General features: G+C 51.8%; 18 protein-coding genes. All 18 read right to left on the reverse strand.

Features of this window, described 5'->3' with window-relative positions; translation table 11 throughout:
- Complete coding sequence (locus Q1A48_RS01275; protein WP_299940100.1) at positions 1-201, reverse strand: hypothetical protein; 201 nt, start codon at positions 199-201, stop codon at positions 1-3.
- Between the two features lie 3 nt (positions 202-204).
- Positions 205-849: a hypothetical protein gene (locus Q1A48_RS01280; protein WP_299940102.1), complete on the reverse strand. Its 645-nt coding sequence runs from the start codon at positions 847-849 to the stop codon at positions 205-207.
- Between the two features lie 8 nt (positions 850-857).
- Positions 858-2,633, reverse strand: coding sequence for a phage tail protein (locus Q1A48_RS01285; protein WP_299940104.1), 1,776 nt, complete (start codon positions 2,631-2,633; stop codon positions 858-860).
- A gap of 9 nt (positions 2,634-2,642) precedes the next feature.
- A complete protein-coding gene (locus Q1A48_RS01290) occupies positions 2,643-3,167 on the reverse strand; it encodes a phage tail protein (protein ID WP_299940106.1) in 525 nt (174 codons plus the stop codon).
- Positions 3,164-4,333, reverse strand: a complete 1,170-nt coding sequence (locus tag Q1A48_RS01295) for a baseplate J/gp47 family protein (RefSeq protein WP_299940108.1) — start codon at positions 4,331-4,333, stop codon at positions 3,164-3,166. The genes Q1A48_RS01290 and Q1A48_RS01295 overlap by 4 nt, the downstream gene beginning before the upstream one ends.
- Entirely contained in the window at positions 4,330-4,653 is a 324-nt protein-coding gene (locus Q1A48_RS01300; protein ID WP_299940111.1) for a DUF2590 family protein, read from the reverse strand. Before Q1A48_RS01300 ends, Q1A48_RS01295 begins: the two co-directional genes overlap by 4 nt.
- On the reverse strand, positions 4,653-6,569 hold the full coding sequence (locus tag Q1A48_RS01305) for a phage tail tape measure protein (protein WP_299940113.1): 1,917 nt from the start codon (positions 6,567-6,569) through the stop codon (positions 4,653-4,655). The genes Q1A48_RS01300 and Q1A48_RS01305 overlap by 1 nt, the downstream gene beginning before the upstream one ends.
- Before the next feature lie 4 nt (positions 6,570-6,573).
- Complete coding sequence (locus Q1A48_RS01310; RefSeq protein WP_299940115.1) at positions 6,574-6,741, reverse strand: hypothetical protein; 168 nt, start codon at positions 6,739-6,741, stop codon at positions 6,574-6,576.
- A gap of 14 nt (positions 6,742-6,755) precedes the next feature.
- On the reverse strand, positions 6,756-7,043 hold the full coding sequence (locus Q1A48_RS01315) for a putative phage tail assembly chaperone (RefSeq protein ID WP_299940118.1): 288 nt from the start codon (positions 7,041-7,043) through the stop codon (positions 6,756-6,758).
- A 33-nt stretch (positions 7,044-7,076) separates the two neighbouring features.
- Positions 7,077-7,340, reverse strand: coding sequence for a hypothetical protein (locus Q1A48_RS01320; protein WP_299940120.1), 264 nt, complete (start codon positions 7,338-7,340; stop codon positions 7,077-7,079).
- On the reverse strand, positions 7,340-7,825 hold the full coding sequence (locus tag Q1A48_RS01325) for a hypothetical protein (protein WP_299940123.1): 486 nt from the start codon (positions 7,823-7,825) through the stop codon (positions 7,340-7,342). The genes Q1A48_RS01320 and Q1A48_RS01325 overlap by 1 nt, the downstream gene beginning before the upstream one ends.
- Positions 7,822-8,406, reverse strand: a complete 585-nt coding sequence (locus tag Q1A48_RS01330; RefSeq protein ID WP_299940399.1) for a hypothetical protein — start codon at positions 8,404-8,406, stop codon at positions 7,822-7,824. The genes Q1A48_RS01325 and Q1A48_RS01330 overlap by 4 nt, the downstream gene beginning before the upstream one ends.
- A gap of 5 nt (positions 8,407-8,411) precedes the next feature.
- Positions 8,412-8,621, reverse strand: a complete 210-nt coding sequence (locus Q1A48_RS01335) for a TraR/DksA C4-type zinc finger protein (protein WP_299940124.1) — start codon at positions 8,619-8,621, stop codon at positions 8,412-8,414.
- A gap of 9 nt (positions 8,622-8,630) precedes the next feature.
- A complete protein-coding gene (locus Q1A48_RS01340) occupies positions 8,631-9,077 on the reverse strand; it encodes a phage protein (protein WP_299940125.1) in 447 nt (148 codons plus the stop codon).
- Positions 9,078-9,443: 366 nt separating this feature from the next.
- Positions 9,444-10,553, reverse strand: a complete 1,110-nt coding sequence (locus tag Q1A48_RS01345; RefSeq protein WP_299940127.1) for a DUF2586 domain-containing protein — start codon at positions 10,551-10,553, stop codon at positions 9,444-9,446.
- Between the two features lie 8 nt (positions 10,554-10,561).
- Positions 10,562-11,218, reverse strand: coding sequence for a hypothetical protein (locus Q1A48_RS01350; RefSeq protein ID WP_299940128.1), 657 nt, complete (start codon positions 11,216-11,218; stop codon positions 10,562-10,564).
- Positions 11,208-11,696, reverse strand: coding sequence for a phage tail protein (locus Q1A48_RS01355; protein WP_299940130.1), 489 nt, complete (start codon positions 11,694-11,696; stop codon positions 11,208-11,210). The genes Q1A48_RS01350 and Q1A48_RS01355 overlap by 11 nt, the downstream gene beginning before the upstream one ends.
- A gap of 2 nt (positions 11,697-11,698) precedes the next feature.
- On the reverse strand, positions 11,699-12,163 hold the full coding sequence (locus Q1A48_RS01360) for a head completion/stabilization protein (protein ID WP_299940132.1): 465 nt from the start codon (positions 12,161-12,163) through the stop codon (positions 11,699-11,701).
- Positions 12,164-12,167 lie beyond the last annotated feature (4 nt).

Below are 12,167 nucleotides of genomic sequence, written 5' to 3' on the forward strand. Positions count from 1 at the left end.
TCAGCCCTCCCAGGGCTTGGTGCGCTGAATACTGGCAATACGCACACCAAAAATATAAATATGGGTTTGACCACGCACGATTGCACCTCGACCGCCTTCCAGGAATTCAATAGTGGCCAGACTATTGGTGGTCGCCAGTGGCGTTGTCAGGTGGCGCGGCTCAAAGTGCCAGCGCACAAAATCTTTCACTTTTCTGCCCATGGTCTAACTCTCCAGTGTCTTCAAGGTGTCTAAAAATGGGCGGGCAATAGCGATGTAATCCGCCCCCTCTTCGGCTTTCTCTACTTGCGCTTTGGCTTTAATACGAATATCGCGAATCTTATCCAGGGCATTGTTCCACTTAATCGCCGCCTGTAGAATTGTTTCAGCGGCCTCTCGCGGCGCCACGCCTTTAACTTCTGCATGGGTTTGCACAACCGCCGGCACATCACCAGCAAAACCTGCCTCTATAAACCGCTGCGCCTCGGACTTTACCCGCGCATATTCATCGGTCATGCCATAGCCGATAGGCACAAATCGCAACCGCACTTTCCCGGCCGTGTTATCAATCAGGTCGAGTGCAAATTGACGGCTTTTTAAAAATGCCTGATCCTTCTCTTCCTGTTGATCGGTCTTGGCTTTCTCTTCTTGCCAGCGATTAATAATCCTTCGAAACGGCTTTATAGATTTAATTTTCTTGTGTGTGCCATCGCGAAGCTCAACTTCACCTTCCGGTTTATCACCTTCATCACTCCACTGTACCGCCCAAATTGTGTCATCAATCAGGCCGGCCAAATCAAAGTGGCAGGCTATCCCGTCGATCACTACGGTATCGTCTCCGGCATCCCCGTTAATAATGCTCAGTTTCATAACCCCCCCTAGGCTACTCGGATAATATGCGCCGCCACATAATAGCGTTGGCGTACATCGATGGAATGTGAATGATCATCAACCCCTTCCACCGTTACACTGTGCGAATGCCCCCCGGCACTTCCTGTCGTGAAACCATGCTTGTGTGTTCCCGCACCATTTACTGTCACAGTATGTTTGTGTGTGCCGTTACTATTCACACTGACGGTATGGGTATGTGATCCTGTGGAATTACTGTTGGCGGAGTGATTATGCGCACCGCTGCCACCATTATTCGCGCCCGTTACTGTCGCACCGTCCCGGTCACTGGGATCATAATCCGGGCCGAAGGAAGAATACTCATTGCCCGGAAATTTAAGCAGCCTCACGCTATTAATACCGTGGCCGTGGGCGGATATCCGAGAAGTCGCTAGGGTGTGATTTCCTACCGAAATTGAATGCGAGTGATTGCCGGCACCGCCCGTGGAAGCACTGTGCGAGTGACTGCCGGCATTAGCGGTTGAAGCACTGTGCGAGTGGCTGCCGGCATCCTGTGTTTGGCCGGAGTGTGCATGACTGCCAGCACTGCCCGTTGAAGCAGAGTGACTATGGCCACCATTGCTGGAGGTAGTACCGGTATCTGAACCGCCTTGACCACCTGGCTGATACTCACCACCCGCGCACACGATAACGCGGTTTATTGCATCTGGTCGCCCGTTCTGACCGTCACACAACGCCCAACCTTCGGGAATATCATCAATAGTACCATGCCAGAAAACCCCAACATTTTTTGGGATCAAATGATCCAAAGCCGCCCACAATTGTTTGGGGGAAACATAGGCTGCATCTTCTGCACGCGCTAATACCTGCGATGGAGTCGCGCGCTTAACAATACCGTACTCAGTATATGAGGCGTATTGTTGTTGGGAGACGTAAAGATTGGTGCGAGTCAGTAAGTAATGCACCAAACCCATATCATTGATGTTGTGCAAATTACGCCGCTCATTGGCTTCACCAGTGGCGGATGCATAAGATATTTTCTCCACAAAATGTTGAACACCTGCACTATCAACATAGTCTACAGGGACCCCCTGATGCACCGTCACTACAGCAGTAACCCGGTCTACCTCTTTTTGAAAAGAAACATCCAAACAGATTTCTGCAGGAACAAACGGTATTGAAACGGCAATCTCTTGAGGATTTACAATTCTGATACCTTCGACATAGCCAATACCTGGCTGTAAAAAATACTCCCCGCCCCTCTTTAGCAACTTCCAACCATCTTGAAAGAAAGTTGCGCGCCCGTAAATATCCCGATTGCTCAGCCTTTCTCGTTCATCTATAGCATTTAACCAAGCACTCAAGTCGATTTGCCAAGTTTCGGCAGGAACATTGATTCCCGTGGCCTGTTGAGCGTCGGCAAACTGCAAAAGAAAATTGCGGGTAATATTGTTGCCTTGTACGCCGTTGGCCGTTTTTACTTTAGGGGTTCGCGGCACATAGGCTACCGCCATCAGGGTGCCATCACTGGCCACCAGCCCCAGCCAGTTAAACTGGAAATTCCCTACGCCGGTATCCATCGCCAGTGAATACACGACTTTATCCGGTGTTAAATAGCCTTTCTGAGAAACTGTCGCCTGATACACAATGTCATTGACTGCGGGCATAGCCTCCGCCAGATTGACCGGCTGGGTATGATCCAGGTTGTTAATATCCGCCAAAACAAACCGGGTGATTTCCACCGGCAGGCTTGCGGCAGTCTTGGCGGCAATATAGGACGCGCCTGTGTTGATAATGGCTGGCATATTCTTTTCCTACAATGAAGCCTGTAAAAAACTGTTGTCATGCCCACAATCCACGATGCGCAATTGCACTCGCAATGGGGTTAACACTGCAAATTCGTAACGGCGACACAAGCGGCCATACTTGCGCAAAATAATCTGTAACAGTTCCGGGTTGTCTGCCATTTGCCGGTCAGATAGATGCAACTTGATGATATCCCAGTCCCGGTCAGGCAGCCGCTCTTCAATCTCTACATAACCAATCAGCAGGCGTTCAAAGATGCGCTTAAGCCCGGCGATGCTGCCGGCGTCCTGGGCATTCACAAACGCATATTTCACCCGCAGGCGATACAGCCGCATGGATTCGCCATCAAATCGCTCAACACCCCTTTGCCAGGCCAGCAGGTGCAAGGCGCCCGGTATACAGGTTTCCGGGTCCAGCTGGCGCACCGGCCAATACAGCCACTGCTCTACACGTTCCCAGAAGCGTTGCGCGGCCTTGCGCAGCTTGGAGAGTTGGGGACCGGACAGCCAAAAAGGTAATTTCAAATCCATCATACGACGGTCACCGATAGGCTATTGATGCGCGGCAAGTCCATCTGACTAACGATATAGGCCAAGTTAAAATCCACCCCACGAATCAAATCAAGCTGCTTGTGTAACTCTCCCCCCAGCAGTGAAAAAGAAAAGCGATTCCAGGGTTTAACCAGCGTGGGCTGATAGTCCTGATTTTCACGAAAAGCGGCCCGAACATAGTGCTCAACGTCTGCTTTTATATGGTCCTTGGTATCCATGCTTAAACCGTCAATGGTGTGAACCGTGACGGTAATGTCATGTTGTGTTTCGGGCATCGCAAACACCTTTAAATCGTCGCCGTGGCCATGGTTGCCCTCATCAGTAATTTTTCGCTGGATGCTTTGAATAAAAGTGGCATCCGGGTTGCCAATCTCAAACATGACATAGGCGTCAGCGGTTCCAGGACCGCGCGGTGCATTGCTATCAAAAAACACGTTGTCATCGTTCACGCCGTCAAAGCCTGCAATCAATGATCGGTAAACCGCGTCTGTGTGCCATTGGTTCACCGCCATAAACTGAGTGCGAATCCGCTTGCGCAATTCCTCCGGGTCTTCGTCATCGGTGCCGGGATGGGTTAGCCAGTCAGACAAATTGGTCACCGCAGTAATACCCGGCAGTAGCACTGGCAACACCGAGTAGTAACCCGCTGCCAGGTTATAGGCGCTGCCGGTTTCCTCGGCCTCTACCGGAGCCAGCACGGTATCCAGCCCATCGCTAAAGGTAACTTTCGCCGTGGTACGCAGGGTATACACTCGCCCATTAATCACCGGGCTCTGTATCGCCGTATTCTGGGCAACCTCCAGGGAACCGGAACTATCCGCCCGTTTAAACTGTACAAATCCTTGTGTCTTGCTTTTTTTCTTGGGTTCAAGGTTTACCCCATCGGCATGTAATGCGAGAAATTCCCCACTTGCAGTCTTCACATACATTTGAGGCATGACTGAGTTAACCAATGCTCGAATCAACCACATTATCGGAGTAGTTATCAATTCAGTGACCATCCGCCACCAGGGCGATATATCCCTCTTGTTGGTAAAGGCCACATTTTCTGCTTCCACCTCTTTTTCAAATTCCTTACGCACGGCCTCTTCCGTGGTAGGAATGCCGCCCTCTTTTAAAAGATCGGTAAACAGTTGTTGTTCGCTCATAGGATGAACTCTATATCTTGATACTCGACAGTTTTTGCACTCACTAAAACGGTTTCTTCTTCTAGCCGGGTTAGCTTTGCCGTACCAGGTTGAATTCGTGTATCACTCTCCACCAGCTTCTCCAGACGGGAGAGGTTCAAGGCCCATTGATCGTTCTGCCGCTCTCCAACCAGCTCCACCAATAAACCGCTTTCGCGGATCATATGCTTTATATCCTGTGCAATCGAGGGCCGGTCACTGATGCCCATGGGCACACCGATACCATCGAGGGCAATATCGTTGTTAATAATTAACAGGTCTTGGTATTTAGGTTCCGCCATCAGCCCGCCGCCATTTCCATTTCATCCACAACGCCATAACCACTCGCCGGGTTATTGACTTCCACTTTTTCAATGTGCATACCGCCGCGTTGGTTGTTTTGGATATGTTGCGAGATTCCCCCAGCAGGGACCGCGCTGGGCTGAGATTGCGGTGTCGAAACCTTGGGAATACTGGAGCGCTCATTCTCCACACGGGCTTCAATATTAATGCCCGGTATCAAGTTTAATTTTTCTATCACCCAATCCGCCGCACTGCCCAGTGCGTCAAAAAGATTAAAGTCACTAAACCAGTTTTTCAGGCTGGCAAATAACGCAGGAATTTTTTTGATCTGCTTGAATAAGAAGCCAACGGTATCAATCGCAAATAGGAATGGCGCGGCCAGTATCTTTAAGATTGGATTACCTTCAATCACTTTACGGATAGCGCCCCAGCGCTCCACAAAGCCATGAATAAATCCAAGAGTTGCGGCCTTGACCGTATCCCAATGAATAACCAGCATAGCCAGCCCTGCAATCAAACCGATAACCGCCGCGGCAATCCATACCATGGGATTTGCATATAGTGACAAGCTAAATAATAAAGTGGCGATCCGTGCAGCCTTGAGCCCTTTGGTTAGCAGAGCCATTGCTCCAGAGCTTAGCGCCGTTACCCCAGTCCAGGCGGTTTGCAGCCCTATCAGGCCGGCTATGGTCAGTTGCACCACGCCACCCACGGCGGCGAATAACAACACGGTGCCGATTAGCCCGACAATGACGAGCGTGGTAATACCTATAAATTTGGTCAGGTGCGGAAACTTATTGGACCAATCAATCAGGGTGGCGTTCGCCTGGGTAAACTTTTCAATCAACGGGGTAATCACCGGCAATAGTGCATTTCCGATTACCATGCGCACCGCCTTGCTGCTCTCGCGCCAACGATTGAACGGGTCGGCAATCTCGGCGGCCATACGCCTGGCCTTTTCCATGCCCTTTACATTGCCCAGGGCCGGTATATTATTCGCCAGTCCTTTTGTATCCAGCATCAGCTGTTGAATCAGGGACACGGCCTCCTTGCTCCCAAACGCCTTCATTAGCAAGTTGCCCTGCTCAACCGATCCCAAGCCGGCCAACCGGCCTTGCAGTTTGCCGAGAATATCCAGCATGGGCAGCATGCGCCCTTGGCTATCGGTAAACTGTAGCCCCAGCTGGCCTTGTGCTTTGCCTACTCCCTGTAAAAATGCTTTGTATTTAGTGCCAGACTCACTACCGCTCATCGTGGATTGTAACTGTCCGAGAATGGCCATCTGTTCGGCCATTTGAATTCCGTGTGATTGGCCCGACGCCCCCAAAGTGGAAAAGGCAGCGGCCATTTCAGCACCGTTGGTTTTAAACATCTGCACAGCCGTGGCTGTCTGTCCTGCGACTATCTCAACCCATTTAGCATTGCCAAGCCGTTTAGCATCATTCTGAAAAATGCCATACATGGTGCCCATATAATCGGTGATGGTGCCCACGTCTGCCTTGGTGCCCTGCGCAAGCACTGCGCTGGCCTCGGTAAACTTGGCCAGCTCACCGCCTTCTAAACCTGCAATTGCGCTCTGAATATCGTAAGAAGCCCGAACAAAGTCAGCGGCCCCCGTGCCGTATTTAATGGAGGATGCGATAGCGGTGCGCTGTAGTTTATCCAGGGCGTCCCGGTGTACATCCAGGCTACGTACCTCGCCCATCGCGCGATCAAGTTCAATAGCTGGGCCAAGGAGCCCGGAAAGAGAGCGCTGTAAAGCCCAGCCCCCAGCAGCCGCAGCACCGAGCATGGCACCACCTTTTGTGGCACGGCTGGAAAGCTTTTGCATTTGCGCATCCAGTTTACCAAGTGGGCCACTGGCCTTGTCGATTAACCCGATACGAAACATCAGCTTTTCAAGTTTGGGGGTCATTGCGCTATTTCTTCCAGGCTTTGCCGATTCCGTTGGTTACAGCGGTTTCAAGGTTCTTCCAGTATTCCCGCTCTAACAGAGACGCAGTTGCCAGGGTGTCCTCGGTGAATGGTTCACCAGGAAGCCACTTGCGTGCATAAGCGCACAACTGGCTGTACCCGTTTTCCGCCATCCTATCGGCCAGGGCTAACGCTTTTTTACCGTTACCTGTAGATCCGGTGTGTAGGCTTCATAAATATCAGAACCGATAGCAATTTCACTGCCCGGATTTTCCGCCAGAACCTTCAGCAATGTTGGCTTGCCTCCGTCGGTCACAGTGGATGCCAAGAAGTTGTGGAAGGCGTTTATTTTGTTGCCCGGCCCAAGCTGATTCACCAGCTTGTTGTAATCAGCGCGGGTTACTTTGAATTCAAGCTCAACCTCACCCACGGTGACTTCAAAGTCCTGAGTGTTTACGTTCGCAGCTTCTGTCATTGTCGTTTTCCTTAATGATGGACTTCTAAATAATTACCCTTTGAAATTCAGGCCCGCTTTTATACCGGCCACTAGAGTTCCAACCAGACTGGAAATAAAGATTCCCAGCAATATGCGCCTAGTCCAGGCTCCCACCTGATCTGACGCCAAGCGCTGCTGGCGCAGGTGGGCAAAGTCCTTTTGCATCTCGCGCACGTTTTCCGTATCCATGCCCAGCTTTTGCAGTATCTCTTCCCCTGTTTCCCTGGCTGCTCGCTTTGCTATGGCTTCCGCTTCCTGCTCAGAGAGATTTGTCACTATCTGCCTCCACTGATGGCAATACGCTTCCTTGCCCACCCCTCTACAACTTGGCGCAACATCCGGCGGAATCCGAAAGTATCGATATACACGGCGGCCAGGCCCCACCAATAAAATTCAGGGGTTGATTTCAGAGCGTGAAAGCCAGCATTCACCGCAGCTTGCAAATCACCAATTTGATAAGACTCCGCAATAGCCAATTCAAATAGTGGTGCAACAAATAACAGCACCATCGGAAGCGTGGTCAGAAGCAAAAGATAATCATCCTTCCAGCCCCGCTGCCCCGCGCTCTCCAGATCCATTGCTGCCGCGTGTTCATCCCCTGAGTGCGCCCGTTTTATTTGGGCATCGGTGCGCGCACGTTTAATTTGTAATTCCCCACGCCGTTCTTCAGACTTGACTTCCCGCTTGTGCTTGAAGTGGTCCATCAGACCCCCAAAAATAAACTTGCCCGCAGCCGCCAGGGCACCCGCTGATAAACTCATAGGTCCGCCTCCTCTAATAGCGTGTAAGTGAACGTGGTTCCCCATGCTCTTGCCGCCCGGTCACACAAGGCAATTAATAAGGCAAAATCGAAAGGGTTGGCCAACACTTGGCAACCAGCGCTCCATTTATCAACACGCTGGCTTCCATGGGTTCCGCTGGCTCTATGGCAGTTGATACCGAACAGGCCATCATCAATAGGCGCATCAATATCGATAATCGAATCCCGGTTATTGTCCCGGTACACTCGCGCAGGCCTCAGCTGTACCAGAGCGTGATACTGGCCCCGGTGCATTCCCAGCTGCCATAGCCTTTGATACTGTCCAGGCACCAAAATGGCAGTGCCCCTGATGTGCATCGGGTTCTGCCGCCAAAAGATGCCGGGGTCAGTGGTGGCCGGAAACACCAGGCAATGGGGTACGCCATCAAAACGCCAGGCAACGGCAAAGTGATCGTTAAAAAAATTGGATTGATTGTCAGCAGTGCGAATACCAATCAAGTTCAAGTTGTAATCGCCGTCATCAAAAAACTGATACCCTTTGCGAATCATCGCCGTTTGCAAGTTTCCATATCGTACCCGCATCACCTTCACCCCCCTGTTTCTTCAAAGAATGCCTGACACTCAACACACCGGGTTACGCCCCCGAAAGCCTGCCGCGCTTGTGGTATGGGCCAGTCGCAATCCTCACAGTTTTTCAGGCTCAACTTGTCGAAGTCGGAACGATTGCGCTGGGTATTCAGGGAGCGCTCACGATCTTCTTCTTCAAGCTGCGAAGCCCGGTCCAATTGATCTGGCATTTTCAGCCCCTAGTTCAACCGTTCGATTTCCTCGGGGCGCAGATACGGCACACCGTTGATTTTTACAAACTCGCGGCCTGTTACCTCGAAGCTAATCGTGTGCATCAGACGTTCATTGTTTTGATTGGCACTGAGTACATCGGTCAGGCTCAACTTGCACTCGAACGCCTCAATATTGAGTGTTTCGTCGGTTGATTCCGCGTTGTAAACCAAATCAAAGGTGGGCAATCCACGGAAGCTACCGGCTTCTTTCGCGGCTTGTACAATCACATCAAATTGCCCGGTATTTAATTTGATCTCTCCACTGGCGGCGACATCGCCCTCAATAAATCCATCTGGCACACCACGGCTTTTGGTTGCGCTGGTGGCGTCCTCAATAGAAAGGCTGGCCTCATCGAAATTGACGCGGTAACTTCCGATCATGACATCGACGTCGATCCCGGATAATTTGGACATAGGTAATACCCCAATTTTTTTTACTTGAGCGTAGCCCGCTCGTTTTTCACGCTTATTAGAGAGCGACTTTTATCATCTTGTAGATGAGCCAACACACCAGAAAAACAAAGGCCAGAAAGAATACGCCCCACAACGGTGCAGTCACCCACCACCATGACCAAGTGATGACCCCACATAGCTTTAACCCCAGGAATAGCAGGAATAGCAGGAATAACGGTGTGGTTTTCATTAGAAAGCCCTCTCTTCAGCTATAAAATATGAATTCGCCGCAGTAGCAGTAGGTCACCACGCTGTCATTTTCTGTACTGGTCCCAGCATGATTAAAAACCCTCCCAGCCATCTTTATCTTCCTCGGACGAATCTAAATCACCTGGCGTTTGTCAGGTCCAGCGCAATATTTGCTTCAATTTCTTTCGGGGAGTTGTAAGGCGTAACCCGTAGGTATACCTCGACCTTATCCCGTGTTGGCCAAACGATTTCTATATCGCCATCCTTCGGTGCCTTGATTTCACCGGGGAACTCCGTGGCACCGATACGCACACTGCGCGCCATCTCCCGCAGGGGGCGGGAGAAGTAGGTTTTATTCGAGGCCACCGAAATCGGAGTGCTGTTCAAATGGCGATTACCAATGCGGCTGATCGCCAGCACCCGGATAGCCCGCGCGGCCTTATCCACGACACGCAGGTTTTCTATTACCCGGTAGTCGCCGCCCTCAGCGTCTAACAGGTTGCAGTCGCCCCAGAAGGTTCCCGGATAATCTGGATAGGTTTGCGGTACTGACAGCCTCAGCGCGTCCAGGCTGGACAGCATGGCATGATTCAAGGGGATACCCCCCTTATCGTTGGGCACAGAGCCCAGCGACAGCACAGGCCCGGTAGCAACCCGCATGGGCGTATCTGCGATACTTACCGCGCGGTTACACAAGCGCCCCACCAATACGCCCAGGTTATTTCCATGTAACAGCGGAACCGGTGATACCCGGTAGGCGTTTACCGGTTCCACTATGGCGGCCTGTGCGGCTAAGTAATCGCCCCAGGTCTGCTCGGCGGCATCGATGCCGGGGGTGGCAATCAGTATCGCCATACGGCGCCCCAGGCCAGTTCTAATGCTCTCCGCCTTGGCATAGGCCGTATCCAGATCATTAGCCACCAGGGCCGGTGTGCAGACCGCCACAAGCTCCGGGGAAGCGCTCTGCATGGCAATATCCAGGGCCACATGCCAATCGCCAGAGTCTTCCATCGGCACCGACCAGGCTTGCCAGTTTTCGCCGCCGTTGGCCTGTGCGGCAGTCACTTGGGTTTTTAGCTGTGAGTCATTCACGCCCAGCAGTTCATCCAGGTCGCTCTGTGCATTGAGCGCAACCACGGTCCCTTTGCTGGTATCGCCCACACCCAAAAACAGCGCCTTGCGTTCGATTTCATCAAAACTGCCCTGAGCTAAATTCAGGTTATTAACGGTGACTTTACCCAGTGCCATTTGGCCCCCTATGCGCTGTGAATGCGTCCACTTGTTTCATCAAATATTTTGCTGGCCAGCTCGGAAACTTCCCACGCTGTCACCCCTAAAAAGCTGCGCTGTGGTAACTCGATCACCCAGCGACTTTTGCCGGGGTCATCGCGCATCTTTCGTAATATCAGTCCGGCCTGGCCCAGGGTGAGGTTTTCCGTAATCCAGCGCAGCGTGGGCTTCTTTTTACGCCCACCGGGCAACCGCACCTTGTAGCCTTCCTTCTTCAGCGCGCGCGCCTGGTATCGTGTCGCTGGTGCTTCGTAATCCGGTTGGCCGTAAACCTTTTCCGCTTTCTGACCGGTCCACTCTTCCGGCTCACCGTGCTGGTGCTGATAGGCAATCTGTGCGGTTTTGCTATTGGCAAAGAAAACCAAACCGCCAAGCCCTGTGCTTTTCGCTCGCGTCCGTTTACTCAGGCCGCGTAACATTTTCTTGCGGCCTCCTTTGTGGCCATGCTTGCGTTCCTTCCAGGCTTTACCGTCCAGTCCTTTCTCCTCCCGCAACCGCTTGCGGCTATAGGTGCGCACCTTGCGGGCAAGAAGACCACCAATGCGCCGCTGCTTAGCGGGTGGTAGCTTCAGCAGTTGTAATTGCTGCCGCAGCTTCAAGTGCCCGGTAAGATCAATTTTCACGACGGTAGGGCGCATCTGTGGGTAGGGCCTTGTTATCCCCCACCGCGACTTGGCTGGGCTCATCGATCGGCACCACAGCTACCGTGTAACGCTGCCCGCGATAGGTGATCGGCCCATTATCATCCCGCACTAAATCGACGTTCTCCAAAAATCGAATGGTGATTTCCACATCGACGGTATCTTTATCAATGGGGGTAACATCTATTTCCGGTTCGGCAAGCTTGTAGTGATACCGGTCGCTGTCGTGTTCCATTAGCCAGGTAGTCACCAGGGCGAATACCAAATCGGAATCCCCTTTGTATTCCTCCAATAGAATGACCGCGTCATATTCCGCACGGCTTACGCGAATACCATTGCCAAGACTCTTACTTGCTGGTGCCAAACGTACATTTTCCATCCAGGAGTCAAGCTTGGGTTTAGCTACCAAATTCGCGCCGATTAAATGCGCGGTAATGGCTTGTAGTTTTTTGCCGGCCATCCTTAAATCAACTCCGCTGTAATATTGGTATCAATACCGCGTAAATTACGAAGCGCTCTGTTTGATTCCGCACGATACATTTGCTCTGTATCCAGGCTCTCCGCCACTTTGTGTTCGCCAATTTCCCGCCGTGTAACGGTGGCGTACTGCCTAAAAGCCATCGCCGTGGCTAGCGCAAAGGCTGCGCGCTGATACTGAATAAGCAACCGACTCTTCCCACCAATCTGTTGCGCGGGTACAGCCTCCAGGGTTACGTGGCCTGCGGCTTGCCAAGCGTTTTGCTGATCAAGCAGGCTGTCATTCACATCGATGATTGACACCCGCAAAAGGTGCTCTGCCTTTTCCTGTATCACTTCCGCCGGAATACCGTACATTTTTTGAAAATCCCCCAACGACAGGTCAGGGAAAAAGCCGTTATTTTCTATAACGGTTTCCAGGTAGGTTGTCGGTCTTCCGGTAAAGCTCATAAAT

The sequence above is a fragment of the uncultured Microbulbifer sp. genome (assembly GCF_947489355.1).
Lineage (GTDB): Bacteria > Pseudomonadota > Gammaproteobacteria > Pseudomonadales > Cellvibrionaceae > Microbulbifer.

Coding starts and splice junctions, on each gene's coding strand:
- Q1A48_RS01275 (WP_299940100.1), bottom strand. CDS start 201: ATGGGCAGAAAAGTGAAAGATTTTGTGCGCTGGCACTTTGAGCCGCGC.
- Q1A48_RS01280 (WP_299940102.1), bottom strand. CDS start 849: ATGAAACTGAGCATTATTAACGGGGATGCCGGAGACGATACCGTAGTG.
- Q1A48_RS01285 (WP_299940104.1), bottom strand. CDS start 2,633: ATGCCAGCCATTATCAACACAGGCGCGTCCTATATTGCCGCCAAGACT.
- Q1A48_RS01290 (WP_299940106.1), bottom strand. CDS start 3,167: ATGATGGATTTGAAATTACCTTTTTGGCTGTCCGGTCCCCAACTCTCC.
- Q1A48_RS01295 (WP_299940108.1), bottom strand. CDS start 4,333: ATGAGCGAACAACAACTGTTTACCGATCTTTTAAAAGAGGGCGGCATT.
- Q1A48_RS01300 (WP_299940111.1), bottom strand. CDS start 4,653: ATGGCGGAACCTAAATACCAAGACCTGTTAATTATTAACAACGATATT.
- Q1A48_RS01305 (WP_299940113.1), bottom strand. CDS start 6,569: ATGACCCCCAAACTTGAAAAGCTGATGTTTCGTATCGGGTTAATCGAC.
- Q1A48_RS01310 (WP_299940115.1), bottom strand. CDS start 6,741: ATGGCGGAAAACGGGTACAGCCAGTTGTGCGCTTATGCACGCAAGTGG.
- Q1A48_RS01315 (WP_299940118.1), bottom strand. CDS start 7,043: ATGACAGAAGCTGCGAACGTAAACACTCAGGACTTTGAAGTCACCGTG.
- Q1A48_RS01325 (WP_299940123.1), bottom strand. CDS start 7,825: ATGAGTTTATCAGCGGGTGCCCTGGCGGCTGCGGGCAAGTTTATTTTT.
- Q1A48_RS01330 (WP_299940399.1), bottom strand. CDS start 8,406: ATGCGGGTACGATATGGAAACTTGCAAACGGCGATGATTCGCAAAGGG.
- Q1A48_RS01335 (WP_299940124.1), bottom strand. CDS start 8,621: ATGCCAGATCAATTGGACCGGGCTTCGCAGCTTGAAGAAGAAGATCGT.
- Q1A48_RS01340 (WP_299940125.1), bottom strand. CDS start 9,077: ATGTCCAAATTATCCGGGATCGACGTCGATGTCATGATCGGAAGTTAC.
- Q1A48_RS01345 (WP_299940127.1), bottom strand. CDS start 10,553: ATGGCACTGGGTAAAGTCACCGTTAATAACCTGAATTTAGCTCAGGGC.
- Q1A48_RS01355 (WP_299940130.1), bottom strand. CDS start 11,696: ATGGCCGGCAAAAAACTACAAGCCATTACCGCGCATTTAATCGGCGCG.
- Q1A48_RS01360 (WP_299940132.1), bottom strand. CDS start 12,163: ATGAGCTTTACCGGAAGACCGACAACCTACCTGGAAACCGTTATAGAA.